Annotated in this window: 16 protein-coding genes, 1 tRNA gene and 1 pseudogene; 7 read left to right on the forward strand and 11 right to left on the reverse strand. The window is 73.5% G+C overall.

Annotated features, from left to right (window positions below; all coding sequences use genetic code 11):
* Positions 1 to 207 precede the first annotated feature (207 nt).
* Positions 208 to 918 carry a response regulator transcription factor gene (locus G7075_RS19210; protein ID WP_166124033.1) on the reverse strand — a complete coding sequence of 237 codons (711 nt, stop codon included), beginning with the start codon at positions 916 to 918 and terminating at the stop codon, positions 208 to 210.
* Positions 915 to 2,663, reverse strand: coding sequence for a sensor histidine kinase (locus tag G7075_RS19215; RefSeq protein WP_166124034.1), 1,749 nt, complete (start codon positions 2,661 to 2,663; stop codon positions 915 to 917). The genes G7075_RS19210 and G7075_RS19215 overlap by 4 nt, the downstream gene beginning before the upstream one ends.
* A 247-nt stretch (positions 2,664 to 2,910) precedes the next feature.
* On the opposite strand from G7075_RS19215, the gene G7075_RS19220 reads away from it, so the two are divergent.
* Positions 2,911 to 3,480, forward strand: a complete 570-nt coding sequence (locus G7075_RS19220; RefSeq protein WP_166124035.1) for a hypothetical protein — start codon at positions 2,911 to 2,913, stop codon at positions 3,478 to 3,480.
* Between the two features lie 161 nt (positions 3,481 to 3,641).
* Here G7075_RS19220 and G7075_RS19225 read toward each other — a convergent pair.
* Positions 3,642 to 3,715: transfer RNA gene (locus G7075_RS19225), tRNA-Pro, on the reverse strand.
* A gap of 87 nt (positions 3,716 to 3,802) precedes the next feature.
* The gene (locus G7075_RS19230) at positions 3,803 to 4,750 is read right to left on the reverse strand and encodes a metallophosphoesterase (protein WP_166124036.1); all 948 of its coding nucleotides are present in this window, start codon (positions 4,748 to 4,750) and stop codon (positions 3,803 to 3,805) included.
* A 79-nt stretch (positions 4,751 to 4,829) separates the two neighbouring features.
* On the opposite strand from G7075_RS19230, the gene G7075_RS19235 reads away from it, so the two are divergent.
* Positions 4,830 to 5,294 carry a GatB/YqeY domain-containing protein gene (locus G7075_RS19235; RefSeq protein WP_166124037.1) on the forward strand — a complete coding sequence of 155 codons (465 nt, stop codon included), beginning with the start codon at positions 4,830 to 4,832 and terminating at the stop codon, positions 5,292 to 5,294.
* Here G7075_RS19235 and G7075_RS19240 read toward each other — a convergent pair.
* Positions 5,281 to 7,740, reverse strand: a complete 2,460-nt coding sequence (locus G7075_RS19240) for a transglycosylase domain-containing protein (protein ID WP_240917763.1) — start codon at positions 7,738 to 7,740, stop codon at positions 5,281 to 5,283. The genes G7075_RS19235 and G7075_RS19240 overlap by 14 nt on opposite strands.
* 238 nt (positions 7,741 to 7,978) lie before the next feature.
* On the opposite strand from G7075_RS19240, the gene G7075_RS19245 reads away from it, so the two are divergent.
* Complete coding sequence (locus G7075_RS19245) at positions 7,979 to 8,302, forward strand: WhiB family transcriptional regulator (RefSeq protein ID WP_166124038.1); 324 nt, start codon at positions 7,979 to 7,981, stop codon at positions 8,300 to 8,302.
* Between the two features lie 138 nt (positions 8,303 to 8,440).
* Here G7075_RS19245 and G7075_RS23230 read toward each other — a convergent pair whose 3' ends face one another.
* The 4 genes and pseudogenes from G7075_RS23230 to G7075_RS19260 all read right to left on the reverse strand — a co-directional run bounded on the left by G7075_RS23230 (position 8,441) and on the right by G7075_RS19260 (position 11,476).
* Positions 8,441 to 8,776, reverse strand: coding sequence for a hypothetical protein (locus tag G7075_RS23230; RefSeq protein ID WP_371814126.1), 336 nt, complete (start codon positions 8,774 to 8,776; stop codon positions 8,441 to 8,443).
* 365 nt (positions 8,777 to 9,141) lie between these two features.
* Positions 9,142 to 9,636, reverse strand: a pseudogene (locus G7075_RS23235) (ArsA family ATPase); the annotation flags it as partial.
* A 118-nt stretch (positions 9,637 to 9,754) separates the two neighbouring features.
* Positions 9,755 to 10,648: an ArsA-related P-loop ATPase gene (locus G7075_RS19255; RefSeq protein WP_240917764.1), complete on the reverse strand. Its 894-nt coding sequence runs from the start codon at positions 10,646 to 10,648 to the stop codon at positions 9,755 to 9,757.
* Positions 10,649 to 10,714: 66 nt separating this feature from the next.
* Entirely contained in the window at positions 10,715 to 11,476 is a 762-nt protein-coding gene (locus G7075_RS19260) for a S9 family peptidase (protein ID WP_166124039.1), read from the reverse strand.
* Between the two features lie 44 nt (positions 11,477 to 11,520).
* Here G7075_RS19260 and G7075_RS19265 point away from each other — a divergent pair, with 44 nt between their 5' ends.
* The 3 genes from G7075_RS19265 to G7075_RS19275 are packed head-to-tail and all read left to right on the forward strand — an operon-like array spanning position 11,521 to position 12,860.
* Positions 11,521 to 11,673 (forward strand): DUF4177 domain-containing protein, encoded by a 153-nt coding sequence (locus G7075_RS19265; RefSeq protein WP_166124040.1) that lies wholly within the window; start codon positions 11,521 to 11,523, stop codon positions 11,671 to 11,673.
* 4 nt (positions 11,674 to 11,677) lie between these two features.
* Positions 11,678 to 12,151, forward strand: coding sequence for a RidA family protein (locus tag G7075_RS19270; RefSeq protein ID WP_166124041.1), 474 nt, complete (start codon positions 11,678 to 11,680; stop codon positions 12,149 to 12,151).
* Positions 12,152 to 12,155: 4 nt separating this feature from the next.
* The gene (locus G7075_RS19275) at positions 12,156 to 12,860 is read left to right on the forward strand and encodes an NUDIX domain-containing protein (protein ID WP_166124042.1); all 705 of its coding nucleotides are present in this window, start codon (positions 12,156 to 12,158) and stop codon (positions 12,858 to 12,860) included.
* 62 nt (positions 12,861 to 12,922) lie between these two features.
* On the opposite strand, the gene G7075_RS19280 is transcribed toward G7075_RS19275, so the two are convergent.
* Positions 12,923 to 13,834 carry a type IV toxin-antitoxin system AbiEi family antitoxin domain-containing protein gene (locus G7075_RS19280; protein WP_166124043.1) on the reverse strand — a complete coding sequence of 304 codons (912 nt, stop codon included), beginning with the start codon at positions 13,832 to 13,834 and terminating at the stop codon, positions 12,923 to 12,925.
* 146 nt (positions 13,835 to 13,980) lie between these two features.
* Here G7075_RS19280 and G7075_RS19285 point away from each other — a divergent pair, with 146 nt between their 5' ends.
* The gene (locus G7075_RS19285) at positions 13,981 to 14,802 is read left to right on the forward strand and encodes an MBL fold metallo-hydrolase (RefSeq protein WP_166124044.1); all 822 of its coding nucleotides are present in this window, start codon (positions 13,981 to 13,983) and stop codon (positions 14,800 to 14,802) included.
* Here the strand turns inward: G7075_RS19285 and G7075_RS19290 are convergent.
* Positions 14,783 to 15,460: a Crp/Fnr family transcriptional regulator gene (locus G7075_RS19290; RefSeq protein WP_305849794.1), complete on the reverse strand. Its 678-nt coding sequence runs from the start codon at positions 15,458 to 15,460 to the stop codon at positions 14,783 to 14,785. The genes G7075_RS19285 and G7075_RS19290 overlap by 20 nt on opposite strands.
* Positions 15,461 to 15,464: the final 4 nt, after the last annotated feature.

Genomic DNA, 15,464 nt, shown 5'->3' on the forward strand with positions numbered 1-15,464 from the left:
GACGGCCGCGCCGGGCCTGCTGCTTCCGGCCCTCGCGCACCACCGCGGCTGCCGTGGTGTCGGTGGTCGGCCGGAGATGGGTGGCTGTCATGCGTCCTCCTCGACGTCCCGTGGATGCCGAACACCTGCCCGGCGCCACCACACTCGCCCTGTCCGGCGTCGTGGTCGAGCGGGCCGTCCCGCGACCCGGTCCGTGGTTTCCCCCGCTCAACCACGGTCCTCGTCCGCGCGGCGCCACGGTGACACCTCCTGCAGGTAGGCCAGTACGGCCAGCACGCGTTTGTTCGACGTCGGCTCGTCGAGCACGATCGGCAGCTTGGCGAAGATCGACGCGACGTGTGCCTCGATCGTGCGCGGCGAGAGAAACAGCGCCTGGCCGATGCCGGCGTTGGATCGGCCCTGGGCCATGAGCTCGAGCACCTCCCGTTCCCGGTCCGTGAGCGCGGACAGGACCTCCGAGCGGCGCTGCGCCGCCATGAGGAGGCTGACCACCTCGGGGTCGACCACGGTCCCGCCGTCCCCGACGTGCTCGATGGCCTCGACGAAGGCGTGCTCAGTGATCCGGTCCTTGAGTAGGTACCCCGTGGCGGACGTGCCCGCCGAGAAGAGCTGCCGCGCCCACTCGCCCTCGACGTAGGTGCTCAGGACGAGCACGCCCACGGCCGGATGGGCCCGGCGCAGCGAGATGGCGGCGCGGATGCCCTCGTCGGTGTGGGTGGGCGGCAACCGGACGTCGAGGACGACCACGTGCGGCCGGTCCTGCGCGACCACCGCGAGGAGTGCCTCGGCCGATCCGAGCTGCGCGACGACCTGCAACCCAGCCGTCGTCAGGAAGCGGACGATGCTCTGACGCAAGAGCTCGGAGTCCTCGACGACCACGACGCGTCGCGAGGGGGTCGAGGACGGGTGGCTCGTCACGGTGGCCTCCCGAGCGGCAGGGTGGCCAGGAGGGTGGACCCGCCCCGGCCCGGGTGGTCCAGGACATCGACGGACCCCCCCATCGCGTCGAAACGGTCGGCGAGCCCGGCCAGGCCACCGCCCGGTCGCGGGGCGGCGCCGCCGGTGCCGTCATCGCCGACCGACGCCGTGAGCACCCCGTCAGCGCACCGGACCCGCACCTCCACGCAGGACGCCCCCGCGTGCCGGACCACGTTGGTCAGGGCCTCGGCCACGAAGAAGTAGACGGCAGCGGCCGCGTCGTCCGGCAGGGCGTCCGGCAGGTCGTCGACGTCCACCGCCACCGCCAGCGCGGAGCGACGGGCGAGGGCGGTGAGCGCGGCCCCGAGCCCCAGCTCGGTGAGCAGGGGAGGATGGATGCCGCGCGCCAGCTCACGGAGCTCGCGGAGCGCGTCGGTCAGTGCCGCCTTCGCTTCCGAGACGACGTCCCGGACGGCGTCGGCATGGACGTACTCGGCGCGTGCGAGGGTCGCAGCCACCGCGAGGAACTGTTGCTGGGCACCGTCGTGGAGGTCGCGCTCGACCTTGCGGCGCTCGTCAGCGGCGGCCTGCACGATCCGGTGCCGGGAGCGCTGAACCTCGGCGAGGGCCTCGAGGAGGTCCGTGTGCAGACGGGTGTTCTGCAGACCGGCGTCCGCTGCCGAGACGATGGTGCCGAGGAGCCCTTCGTCGCCGCAGCACGTCCGGTCGAAGACGAGGACCGGAGCGGCCTCCTCGCTGGCGCCGTCCGCGCGGAGAGGGAGGACGCGCGCTCGAGGAGGCAGGTCGCTCTCACCGACGGGCGCCCCGGACCCGTCGACCCAGCGTCCGTCACCGTCCGGGAGCACGACACGAGCACGAGGGTCGAGGATGACGCCGCGGATCGCGGCCTGCAGCTGCTGGAGGTCGCCAGTCATCGCCGCCTGCAGCACCTGCCGGCTGACCGTCGCCTCCGCGGCGCGACGACGCGTCAGGTCGGACAGCAACGCGAAGGGGAGGAGGGCGGCCGCGACGTTGCGGACGAGTGCGGCAGGTACGTCGAACTTGTCGGGCCCGATCGCCCACACGAGCTGGTCCACGGCCGCTGCGGCAGCGCAGATCGTGCCGATCGCGGTGAGGGGGAACTGCGCCTCCCGGGACAGGCCGTGCGCCCGCCGCAGGCGGAGGGTGAGCAACACCACGACCACGCCGAGCATGGTCGCGGTGAGTCCTCGTCCAACCAGTACGAACAGGACGTCATGCAGCCACGGCGACCAGCTGCCGCCCTGACCCGGTGGCCTGAAGAAGTCGTCGGAGGCCGGGCCGTCGGTCAGTGCCGCGCCCAGGCGACCGAGGACAGCGGTGCCGAACATCGTCCACACCGTCCACGCCTCGCCCGGCGACAGCCGGGACCGGGGGTAGCGGAGGACGAGCGCGACAGCGGATGCGACGTACGTGGGCTCGAGCACGTATCCCGCGGTCACCCACGGACCACTCGCGACGAACGGGGAGTTGAGGTCGCCCGGGACGGTGGACGCCGCGACGAGGAGGCAGGCTCGGCCGTTGACGGGTGCGAGGTCGGTGCGCAGCAGCGCGAGCCCCACGCCGACGAAGGCGACCGTGACGAGCCAGGTGATGGCGACGGCTGCGAGGTCGGCATGCAGTTGTGGCACCGAGGCCGCGACCTTCGCGACGACGATGACCCCCGCGCCCAGGACCTCGAGCTGTGGCCTGGAAAGGCCCGTCATGGGCACATGCTCCCGCATCAGGGTGAGGGAGGGAACCCCTGTGCACCTCCGCGCGACGTCACTGTCCGGGGGCCGACGTGAGCGCGCCCGCCGGGCAGCGCACGGGGAACCACGTGGGTGGTGGCGGGGAAGCACGCTCGCCCGCCACCGGTCCTCGCGGGCACCGTCGTCGATCAGTCGCACCGCTCGGTGAGGCAGGAGATCACGCGGCGTCCTGCTCGGTCGTCGCCCACGAAAGGACCATCAGATGTCGACCTCACGTCACACCCCCGCGCGCACCCGTCGCCTCCGGCTCATCGCGGGCTCGGTGGCAGCCGGCGCCGTCCTCGCAGGAGGCGCCGTCGCTTCCGCCGGCGCCGCCCAGGCCTACGACCCGTGCAACCGTCCGAACCCACCGGACTACTGCGACACGCCTGTCCCCACACCCGTGAACCCCTACTACTCGACCGACCAGCTCGTGCCGAGCCGTGCGGCGATGCCGGTGAACAACGGGTCGGCGGAGCACGTCAGCACCACGGTCACGGTGCGGCGCAAGTACCTCCGAGCCACGGGTCAGCAGGTGGGCGAGTCCATCCTGTCGGCCTACCACGTGCAGAACGACCTGGCCCTCGCGGGCTTCCACGTGACCGTCTACGAGCAGCTCTACTCGTCCTCCGGTGCCTGGCTGGGCAACACCGGCAGCCACACGCTCGGCGTCACGCCCAAGCTGTTCGACCCGGCCCACGCGACCCTCGATGCTGTCTACGTGACCTCGGTGCCCGTCGGCTTCTCGAACACGCTGGCGAACTTCCAGCCGGTCGACAGCTTCAGCAACTGAGCACCACGCCGGGTGTTCGTGCAGTCGGGGTGACAGGGCGCCGCGGGTCTCGCTGGTTCGTTCCTCACCACCGGGACCCGCTCCCGGCATCCTGTCCCCCGACGAGCGAGAGGGCCGGGACCAACCGACTCCGTCGGTCTGGTCCCGGCCCTCTCGTGCTGTCGGGGTGACAGGATTTGAACCTGCGGCCTCGTCGTCCCGAACGACGCGCGCTACCAAGCTGCGCCACACCCCGTGGCATGTCGCCGAGGCCCGGGGGCCGCAGCGACACCCGAGGATAGCCGACCACCACGAGCCACCCGAAATCGGTCCCGCGAGCGGCTCAGGACTCCCGCGCCACGAGGGTCAGCAGCGTCGCCTCCGGACGGCACGCGAAGCGCACCGGGGCGTACGGGGAGGTGCCGAGACCGGCCGAGACGTGCAGCCAGGCGGCGTCCTCGGGCGTGCCGCCGGCCCCCGGGCGCCCTGCACCGGGCCACCAGCGCGAGACGCCCTTGGCCCGACCGGTGTCGAGGTCGCAGTTGGTGACCAGTGCCCCGTAGAGCGGCACCGCGAGCTGTCCGCCGTGGGTGTGCCCGGCGAGCACGAGGCCCGCGCCGTCGGCGACCATCGCGTCGAGGACCCGCTGGTACGGGGCGTGCACGAGGCCCATCGTCAGGGCGACGTCGTCGCGCGCCGAACCGGCGACCTCGTGGTAGCGGTCGAACTGCACGTGCGGGTCGTCGACGCCGACGAGCTCGACCCGGTGCTCGCCCATCTCGACGACCGTGCGCGCGTTGTCGAGGTCGGCCCAGCCCCCGGCCCCCAGCCCCTCGACGAGCTCGCCGACGGGCAGGTCGCCCCGGATCTTCGGAGCCTTGGCGTAGCCGCGGGTCAGGTAGCGCGCGGGGTTCTTCGGCACCGGGGCGAAGTAGTCGTTGGAGCCGAGGACGAAGGCCCCGGGGAACTCCATGAGCGGCTCCATAGCCCGCAGCAGGGGCGGCACGGCGTCGACGTGCGCGAGGTTGTCGCCGGAGTTGACGACGAAGTCGGGCCGCAGCCCGGCGAGCGAGCGGACCCACTCGACCTTCTTGCGCTGCCCCGGGGTCAGGTGCAGGTCGGAGACCTGGAGGATGCGCACGGGCGCCGCCCCGGCAGGCAGCACGGGCACCGTGAAGCGGCGCAGGGTGAACCACGTCCGCTCGACGAGGCCGGCGTAGGCGACGGCCGCGACACCGGCGCCCACGAGGCCGCCGGCGGTGCGCAGGGCGGTGCGGGCGAGCGGGTCCATCCGGTCATCCTCGCAAACGAGGTGGCCTCCCGGAGAATCCCGGGTGCCCGCCGCTCCGGCCGGGTGGGAGACTGGGCCCATGGACGCCACCAGCCTCAAGGCCCAGCTGCAGAGCGACCTGCACGACGCGATGCGCGCCCGTGACAAGGTCCGCTCCTCGACGCTGCGGATGACCCTCACGTCGGTGACGACCGCCGAGGTCGCCGGGGACGAGGCGCGCGAGCTCGGCGACGACGAGGTGCTCAAGGTCATCGCCCGCGAGGCCAAGAAGCGGCGCGAGGCGGCCACCGCCTTCCGCGACGCCCACCGCCCCGAGCTCGCCGACGGCGAGGAGGCCGAGCTGGCCGTCCTCGAGGCCTACCTGCCGGCCCAGCTCGGCGACGAGGAGCTGCGGGCGGTCGTCGAGCGCGCCGTCGCCGCCACCGGCGCCACCGGGCCGGCCGACATGGGACGGGTCATGAAGGCCGCCCAGGGCGAGGTCGCCGGCCGCGCCGACGGCGGCCGCGTCGCCGCGATCGTCAAGGCGGCCCTCACCTCCCGCTGACGCCCGAGGGGCCCCGCCCGGTCCGGGCGGGGCCCCTCGATGCGCGTGGGGTCAGTTGGTCGTCGGGGGACGATCGGTCCGCCGCGGCCGCCCCGGCCCTTGCCGCCCTTGGGGTCGGTCGGCTTCGTGTTGGGCTGGGTGGCCGGGCCCGACGAGATGAGCAACGTGATGGTCTGGCCGGGCAGGGCGCCCCCGAGGGCGAGGTGCCCCCGACCGTGCCCTTCGGCGCGTCGGAGTTGATGTAGCCGCCGACCTGGCTGGCGAACCCGGCGTCGCGCAGGATGCCCGCGGCCTCGGCGGGGCTGCGCCCGAAGACGTTCGGCAGGTCCTGGAGGTTGCCGCGCTGCGCCTTCTGGCTGGGGGCCGGGAACTGCTCGACGGGCATGCCCTGCGACATCTTCTTCATCGCGCTGGCCCAGACGGGGGCCGAGACGGTGCCACCGAAGACGTCGCCGAAGCACCCGTAGGAGCCGAAGCACTTGCCGTTGAGCGAGTACAGCCGCCGGTTCTTGTCGGTGACCTTGACGTTCCCGATCCAGACGGCCGTGGCCAGCTGGCGGGTGTAGCCGACGAACCACGCCTGGTTGTGCTTCTCGGTGGTCCCCGTCTTGCCGGCCGCGGGGCGGGCGTTGACGTCCCAGTTGCCGTCGGCGGTGCCCCCGTTGCGGAGGGTGCCCTTGAGCAGGAAGGTCGCGGCGTTCGCGGTGTCCTTGGAGATGACCTGCTTGCAGGAGGTCTTCGGGACCTTGATCTCCTTCTTCTCCGGCGTCGTGATGGAGACGATCGGGCTCGGCACGCAGTACTTGCCGTCGGCCGCGAGGGTGGCGTACGCGCTGGCGAGGTCGAGCGGCGTCGTGGTGCCCGAGCCGAGCGTGGCGTTGGAGATCGTGCGCTCGAAGTCCTTGCCGTCGGCCTGGTGCAGGCCCATCTTCTTCATCGTGTCGAGCACGTTGCACGGCCCGACCTCGATGGTCAGCTGGGCGGCCCAGGTGTTGATCGACTTCGAGATGCCCTCGGCCAGCGTCATCTGCCGGCCGCCGATCGCGTAGTCGTTGCCGACCTTCCACGGCTCGTTGGCACCGCACTCGGCACCGACGACCTTCGGCCCGGCGAAGACGTGGTCCTGCTTGTTGCTCGCGAACGGCACGTTGATCGTGGAGTTCATCGGCATGCCCTGCTCGAGCGCGGTGACGAGGCCGAACATCTTCGCCGTCGACCCGAACTGGTAGCCGTAGGGGCCGCCGCCGTAGATCTGGTCGACGTTCCAGTTGGTCTGGTTCTTCTCGAAGTTCGAGGCCTGCCCCATCGCGAGGACCTTGCCGGTGCCCGGCTCGACGACGGCCATCGCCCCGCCGAGGTTGCTCTTGTTGCCGATCGGGATGGCCTTGGTGATCTCGGCCTGGGCGATCTTCTGCTTGGCCGGGTCGAGGGTCGTGCGGATGGTCAGGCCGCCCTGGTTGATCCGCTTGAGCCGCTCCTCCGGGGTCTTGCCGAGCACCGCCATCTGCGGCGAGTGCTGGAGGTAGCCCATGACGTAGGCGCAGAAGTACGGCTGGGACGACCGGTGGCAGACGCCCTTGAGCGGCGTCTTCTTGATCATCTTCTTGACCGAGACCTTCTTGGCCGCGGCGACGTCCTTGGCCGAGGCCATGCCGAGCTGGCCCATCCGGGTGAGGACGATGTCGCGGCGGGCCTGGGCCTGCGCGGGGTTGAGCACCGGGTTGTAGGCGGTGGGCTGCTGGACGATGCCAGCGAGCAGGGCAGCCTGGCCGAGGTTCAGCTTGCTCGCGTGCACGCCGAAGTAGTTGATGGCCGCCGCCTCGACGCCGTAGGCCTGGTCGCCGTAGTACACGAGGTTGAGGTAACCGGTGAGGATCTGCTCCTTGGTGAAGTTCTCCTCGACGTTGATCGCGTACTTGAGCTCCTGCACCTTGCGGGCGTAGCTCTTCTTGACGGCGGCGTTCGCGGCGGCCTTGTCGCCGGCGCGCAGGGCCTGCTCCTGGAGCGTGATCTTCACGTACTGCTGGGTGAGGGTCGAGGCGCCCTGGACGTCGCCGCCCTTGAGGTTGGAGACCATCGCCCGGGTGAAACCGCGCGGGTCGAGGCCGCCGTGCTCGTAGAAGCGCGCGTCCTCGATGGCGATCTGCGCGTTCTGCATGTTCTTCGAGATGCTCTTGAGCGGGACGATGATGCGGTTCTCGTCGTAGGGGTTGGCGATCACCTTGTTGTCGGCGTCGACGATCTTCGACTGCTGGGCCAGCGGCGAGATCGTGAAGTCGCTCGGGAGGTCGTTGAAGAAGTCGACCCCTGCCTTGGCGGCCTGACCGCTGGCCCCGATCGCGGGCACGGCGATGCCCGCCACGAGGAGCCCGGCGATCGTGCTCAGCACGACGAATCCGAGGAGGAGCCTGAGCACGGCGGGGATGTTCTGGGCGCGACCGTCCATGCCCGACAGGGTAACGCGGGCGGCTGGGGATCCCCGCCGCCGCGACCGGGCGACGGACGCGAGCGGCCGACAGGCACCTGCGGAACCCGTTCATCGGCCGTTCGTCCAGTGGGTCGTCCGTTCGGTGGGGTGCACGACCCGCACGGACGATACCCGCTGGTCACGGTGGTATCTACGGTTTCCGTACGTCCTCTTCCACGTGGGAGGCAAGGACCCGAGACAGTGGAACGAGGTGGACATGAGCATCTCCCCGGAGGAGCAGAGCACCGAGGGGCAGTGGGTGGTCGAGTGGGCGCCGCTCGGGAAGTGCGCCGGCAGTGACCCGGACGCGCTCTTCGTCCAGGGCAAGGCGCAGCGCGCCGCGAAGGTCGTGTGCAAGGGCTGCCCGGTGATGGCCGAGTGCCTCGCCGACGCGCTCGACAACCGTACGGAGTTCGGTGTCTGGGGAGGGATGACCGAACGAGAGCGGCGTGCACTGCTGCGCCGCCGGCCGGACGTCAGGTCGTGGACGGCGTTGCTGTCCGCGGCCAAGGCGCGAGGCGCCGAGGGCGCCATCGCCTGATCCCACCAGCTCCCCGGAGGGGCCGACCACCCCCTGCACCATGCGCGGCAACCCTGCAGCCGCTCGTGGACCACGGTCGGCCTCCCGGGGATCTCCACGTCCGGTGCGACCGGGCCCGACCCCCCTGTCCGGGCCCGGTCAGCCGGCGGCCAGTGCCGCCGCGACGTCGCGCAGCCCGTCGAGGTCGTGGATGTCCGTGGCGCTCGCCGGGACCGTCGAGACCGGGATGCCCGGGTGCGACGCGACGAACCGGCTGACGTGGGCCTCGTGCCGCGTGGCGACCTCGGCGAGCGAGGCGTGCAGCCGCAGCAGCGCCGGGGTGAGCCCGCCCGCCGCGCCGGCCCCCGAGTCCTTGCCGGGGTCGGCCTCGTCGCGGTCCTCGAGCTGCTCGGCGGCCGCGGCCGCCCGCGACCCGCTGAGCCCCGGTGCCGCGAGCACCTGCATCCGGTTGACGACGACGCCGGCCAGCGGCATCGACTCGGCCTCGAGCCGCTCGACGAAGTACGCCGCCTCGCGCAGCGCGTCCCGCTCGGGGCGGCGACGACGACGAAGGCCGTCGACGGCTCCTTGAGGAGGGCGTACGTGACGTCGGCGCGCTCGCGGAAGCCGCCGAACATCGTGTCGAGGGCGGCGACGAAGGTCTGCACGTCGCTGAGGAACTGGCCGCCGAGGACCTTCGAGAGGGTGGCGGCCGCGAGGTTGGCGCCGACCGAGAAGACCTTGAGGTAGGCCCGTCCGCCGGCCCGGGCCGGCGCCATGAGCAGCCGGATGAACCGGCCGTCGAGGAAGGACCCGAGGCGTTTCGGGGCGTCGAGGAAGTCCAGCGCCGAGCGGGACGGCGGGGTGTCGACGACGACGAGGTCCCAGGTGCCCTCGCGCTCGGCCTGGGCCCGCAGCTGGCCGAGCTTCTCCATGGCCATGTACTCCTGCGTGCCCGCGAACGAGCTGGAGACCGCCTGGTAGAAGGGGTTCTCGAGGATCTGCCCGGCCTTGTCGGGCGTCGAGTGGGCGAGCACGACCTCGTCGAAGGTCCGTTTCATGTCGAGCATCATCGCGTCGAGCGAGCCGCCGTCGGCCCCGACGCCTGTCACCGGCCGCGGCGTGTTGTCGAGCTCGGTGAGCCCGAGCGACTGCGCGAGGCGGCGGGCGGGGTCGATGGTGAGGACGACGACCCTGCGCCCGGCCTCGGCGGCCCGCACCCCGAGGGCCGCGGCGGTCGTGGTCTTCCCGACGCCGCCGGAGCCGCAGCAGACGATGATGCCGGTGCCGGGGTCGGCGAGCAGGGCGTCGACGTCGAGCCGGTCGGTGGCGCCGCCGGGGCCGCGGGCGGCCATCAGCGCACCCCCTGGGCGGCGAGCTCGTCGGCGAGCACGGCGATGCCGCCGTCGTCGGTGCCGGACGCGAGCGCGGGCAGCGTGACGGTGGGCAGCGCGAGGGCCTCGACCTCGGCGGTCAGGTCGCGCTCGAGGGCGATGCGGGCCGCGTGGTCGCGCGCCTCGGCGAGCAGCCCGCCGACGGTGCGGGCCCCGAGCGGACCCCGGCGGCGGTGAGGTCGGCGCGCACCTGCTCCTCGACCTCGGGGCCGTCGGCGTCGAGCCGGGCCAGCAGGTCGGGCGCGACGAGGGGTTCGCGGACCTGGTTGACGACGACCGCCCCCAGCCCGAACCCGGCGGCCGAGAGCTCGGCGACGGCGTCGGCGCTCTCCTGCACGGGCATCTCCTCGAGGACGGTGACGACGTGCACGACGCTGCGGCGGTCGCGCAGCATCCGGGTGATCGAGGCGGCCTGGGAGTGGATCGGGCCCATCCGGGCCAGCCCGGCGACCTGCTCGTTGACGCCGAGGAAGCGGGCCACCCGGCCGGTGGGCGGGGCGTCGAGGACGACGGCGTCCCAGACGAGCGAGCCCTGGCCGCGCTTACCCCCGCTCGTGCGGCCGACCGCCTCGTAGACCTTGCCGGTGAGCAGCACGTCGCGCACGCCCGGGGCGATGGTCGTCGCGAAGTCGACGACGCCCATCTTCTCCAGCGCCCCGCCGGCCCGGCCGAGCTTGTAGAAGGTCTGGAGGTACTCCAGGAGCGCGGCCTTGGCGTCGACCGACAGCCCCCAGAGCTCGCCGCCGGAGGGGTCCTGGACGAGGCGGACCTCGGCGGTGCCGAGCGGCGGCACGTCGAAGGTCTGGCTGATGCCCTGGCGGTTCTCGACCTCGACGAGGAGCACCCGCTTGCCCTGCCGCGCGAGGGAGAGGCCGAGCGCGCTGGCCACCGTGGTCTTGCCGACCCCGCCCTTGCCGGTGACGACGTGCAGGCGGACCCCGTCGAGCGCGCGGGCGAGCGGTGGGGCGGCCATGGACCTCAGCCTAGGTGGGCGGTCGAGCCCGGGTCGGCGGAGGGGTGGGGTCGGCGCAGAGGCGCGTCAGCGGAGGGTGAGCTCCTCGACCTCCGCGAGCAGGAGGAGGTAGGCGGGGTGCTCGGGGTCGACGACGTCGAAGTGGTCGGCGCCGCGCGCCACCGCGGCGTGGAACGGCTCGTCGGGGGTGCGCGACGACGCGTAGCGGTCGATGACCGAGGCGGGCACGACGTCGTCGCGCTCGCCGGTGACGACGACGGCCGGGGTGGTGAGGCGCTGGCGGGCGGGGTCGGCGTCGGCCCAGGCGTCGGGGGCCTCGTCGGGCCCGCCACCGAGCAGCGCCGACGCGGCGTCGTCGCTCAGGTGCAGGCGGTGCACCTCGCCGAGGTCGGCGGCCGGTGCGAGGGCCAGGACACCGTGGACGAAGGGGGCGCGGCCGTCGGACGCCGCCCAGAGCACGAGGTGGCCGCCGGCGGAGTGGCCGACGAGGACGAGGGTGTCGGGCAGGTCGGGGTCGAGGTGGACGGCCTCGGCGCGGGCCAGCAGGGCGGCGCCGGTGCCCGGCCAGCCGCCCCCGGGCATCCCGATGCGGGGGTACTCGAGGTTCGCGACGTGGAAGCCGTCGCGGGCCAGGGCCTCGGCGAGCGGGGACTGGTGCGCGCGGTCCCACTGCTCGCGCCAGAAGCCCCCGTGCACGAGGGCCACGGTGACGCCGCGGGCGCGCTGCGGCTCGGGGTCGAAGACGTCGTAGACGTCGGTCTGCTCGGGCCCGGTGACCTCGGTGCGGTCCGGCTGGCGGGCGGTGCGGCTCAGGACGTCGTCACTCATCACGGCCACCGTAGCCCCGGGTGCGCGCCGGTAGGGTGGCGCGCATGCAGAAGTGGGAGTACGCGACCGTGCCGCTCATCGTCCACGCGACGAAGCAGATCCTCGACCAGTGGGGCGACGACGGCTGGGAGCTCGTCCAGGTGCTCGTCATGCCCGAGGGAAACCTCGTCGCCTACCTCAAGCGCGCGAAGGGCTGACCCGGTGGGTGTCGTCGACGACCGCCTCGCCGCGCTCGGCCTCACGCTGCCCGAGGTCGTGCCGCCGCTGGCCGCCTACGTGCCCGCCGTGCTCGACGGCTCGCGCGTCTACGTGTCCGGCCAGGTGCCGATGGTCGACGGCACGCTCGCCGAGACCGGTGCGGTCGGCGAGCTCGTCGGGTTGGTCACGCCGGCCCGCGCCAAGGAGCTGGCCGCCGTCTGCGCGCTCAACGCCATCGCGGCGGTGAAGTCGGTCGTCGGCGACCTCGACCGTGTCGAGCGGGTCGTCAAGCTCACCGGCTTCGTCGCCTCCGACCCCTCGTTCACCGGCCAGCCGGGCGTCGTCAACGGCGCGAGCGAGCTGTTCGGCGAGGTCTTCGGCGAGGCCGGACGGCACGCGCGCTCGGCGGTGGGGGTCGCGGCGCTGCCGCTCGGCGCCCCCGTCGAGGTCGAGGTGATCGTCCACGTCCGCGACTGACGGCGTGGGGCGGGTGCTGCGGGTCCCGCTGCGTGACGACGGGCTGCGCGGGCGCGCCGAGGCGTGGGTCGCCGCGGGGTCGTCCGAGGGGGTCGTGCCGCGGCCTGCGGCGACGGTGATGCTGGTGCGCGACGCCGATGCCGGTCCCGAGGTGTACGTCCAGCGGCGCGTGGCGACGATGGCCTTCGCGCCCTCGATGGTCGTCTTCCCCGGCGGGCGGGTCGACCCCGGCGATCACTCGCTCGACGTCACGACCGACGGGCTGGCCGACCTCGCGGCGCACATGGGTTTCGGTGTGGCGGAGGCGGCCCCGTTCGCAGCCGCAGCCGTGCGCGAGGTCGAGGAGGAGTGCGGGGTGCGGGTGTCCGTGGCCGACCTGCGCGGGCGCGGCCACTGGGTCACGCCGGCCTTCGAGCCGCGCCGGTACGACACGTGGATCCTCGCGGCCGGCATGCCTGCCGGTCAGGACGCGCGGGAGACGAGCGGGGAGTCCGACGGCGGGGGCTGGGCCCGGGCCGAGGCGCTGCTCGACGCGGCGGCGTCGGGGTCGACGCGGTTGATGCCGCCGCAGGTGTGGGCGCTCGAGGCGCTCGCCGGGTTCGCCGACGCCGCGTCCTTCCTCGCCGACCGACCGCGCATCGCCCGCGTGACCCCGGTGCTCGAGCAGGACCCCGACGGCACGCTCGTCCTCGTCACCGAGCTCCCCTGACCCCTGGCCCGAGCGGTCGCTACGACAGGCAGAGCCGCGCCGCGACGCCGCCCGAGGACGTGTCACGCCGCGTCTGCCTGTTCCTGCGCCCGCAGTGGCGGCGACGCCACCGGACGTCCGGCCCGGACGTCCGCCCACGATCGCAGCGTCCAGCGGGTCCAGTCCTGCTCGAACATCACGTCCTCGTAGGTGTACCGGAGCGAGGACCAGGCGTGGACGGCCAGCTCGGTGTGCCGTCGGCAGTCCTTGCGCAGCCCTCGACGGGTGCCGTGCGTCTCGAAGCCGTCGGCCTCGACGGCGAGCCGGAGGGCCTCGTTGCCCAGGTCGACGACGGCGAACAGGCCCGGCTCGGCGATGACCAGCTGGGGCGTCAGCACGAGCCCGACCTCGAGGGTCAGCGCCCGGAGCACGGACTCGAACGGGTTGGCGGCGCGCCCGTCGGCGTGCCGGGCGACGCGCCGCGCGGCGGTGGCGCCGGGCCCTCGCGTCGAGGCGGCAGCCGCGCGCAGCACCTCCGCCGACACCGCGCCGGCCCGCAGGGCGGAGTCCGCCACCGCCAAGGCCTCGTCGAAGGGCAGCACGCGGGCGCAGTCGAGGACCGTGCGCACGGGGCTCGTGACGCCGGCGGCCCGTTCGGCCGGCGTGAGGTCGTGCCAGTGCGGACGGATGCCGTCGAGGTCCGCCGGCCGCAGCCGGCGCTTGCGGCGGACGGTCACCCAGGCGCGGTCGGGGACGGTCTTGACCTTCCATCCGTGGGCCAGCGCCGCCGAGAGGTGCGACAGGGTGGCCGTGCGAGCTGCTGCCAGGGCGCGGTGCGCCCCGACCTCGGGCAGCGAGTAGCGACCGCGGGCCGTGCGGACCACCGACCCCGACGCGCAGGCGCGCCGCAGGGCCCGCTCGGAATGGACCTGTCGCAGCTCGGTCCACGTGGCGCACCCGCCGAGCCGGCGCAGGCTGTCGGCCACAGGGCTCATCCCGCCAGCATGCCCGCGCCGGTGTCGAGCCGCGCCTCGTCATCCACAGGCGGGTGGAGCGACAGGCAGAGGCCGCCGGGCGGGGTCCGGGAGAGCCTCCCGGGCGCTTTCTGCCTGTCCGTGCGAGCGCCGCCTACAGTGGCCGGATGAGCGCCCAGCCGCCGCCGCCGACCCGTGAGCCCTGGGCCGGGGGAGCGGTGGGCGGACGGGCGCACTGCGTGCTGGCACCCAACCCCGGCCCGATGACCCTCGACGGCACGAACACGTGGGTGCTGCTCGAGCCCGGATCGACCGAGGCCGTCGTCATCGACCCGGGCCCGCTCGACGAGCAGCACCTGGCCGCCGTCCTCGACCACGTGGCGACGCGCGGGGCGCGGGTCGCGCTCACCGTCCTCACGCACGGCCACCACGACCACGCCGAGTCCGCGCCGCGCTTCGCCGAGCTGACCGGCGCCCCCACCCGCGCCGTCGGCAGCGGCCACGACGACCTGCGCGACGGCGACGTCGTGACCACCGGCGGGCTCGAGCTGCGGGTCGTGGCGACGCCGGGCCACACGTCCGACTCGATCTCCTTCGCCGTGCCGGCCGACCACGCCCTGCTGACCGGCGACACGGTGCTCGGCCGCGGCACGACCGTCGTCGCGCACCCCGACGGTGAGCTCGACGCCTACCTCGCCTCGCTCGAGCGGCTCGCCGCCCTCACCGGCGACGGGGCCGTGACGCGCATCCTCCCCGGGCACGGTCCGCTCGTGCCGGACGCCGCGGCGATGGTCGCGTTCTACCGGACCCACCGCGCCGAGCGGCTCGACCAGGTGCGCCAGGCGCTCGCCGACGGGGCGGCGGCCGAGGCCGACCCGGTCGAGGGCGTGCTGCAGCGGGTCTACGCGGAGGTGTCGCAGGAGGTGTGGCCGGCCGCGCGGATGTCGATCCGCGCCCAGCTCGACTACCTCAGCGGGCGCGGCGCTTGAGGCGCTCGACGTCGACGAGCAGCACGGCCCGCGCCTCGAGGCGCAGCCAGCCGCGCGAGGCGAAGTCGGCGAGCGCCTTGTTGACCGTCTCGCGGGAGGCGCCGACCAGCTGGGCCAGCTCCTCCTGGGTGAGGTCGTGCGCGACCATGACGCCCTCGTCGACCGGGCGGCCGAAGCGCTTGGCGAGGTCGAGCAGGGCCTTGGCCACCCGACCGGGGACGTCGGTGAAGACGAGGTCGGCGAGCACGTCGTTGGTGCGGCGCAGCCGGCGGGCCAGCGCGCTGAGCAGGGTGAGGGCCACGCCGGGCCGCTGGTGCAGCACCTCGCGCAGCTGGTCCTGGCCCATCGACACGAGCTGGGTCTCGGCGACGGCGGTGGCCGTGGCGGTACGCGGCCCGGGGTCGAAGAGCGAGAGCTCGCCGAACATCTCGCCGGGGCCGAGGATGGCCAGGAGGTTCTCGCGCCCGTCGGTGCTCGTGCGCCCGAGCTTGATCTTGCCCTCGGCGATGACGTAGAGCCGGTCGCCCTGGTCGCCCTCGTGGAACAGGACGTCCCCGCGCTCGAGGCGGGAGAGGCTCATCGTCGAGATGAGGGTCTCGGCCGCCTGGTCGTCCAGGGGCGAGAAGAGCGGGGCTTTCCGCACGACGTCGTGATCCACGTCG

The sequence above is a fragment of the Phycicoccus sp. HDW14 genome, assembly GCF_011383005.1.
Classification (GTDB): Bacteria; Actinomycetota; Actinomycetes; order Actinomycetales; family Dermatophilaceae; genus Phycicoccus.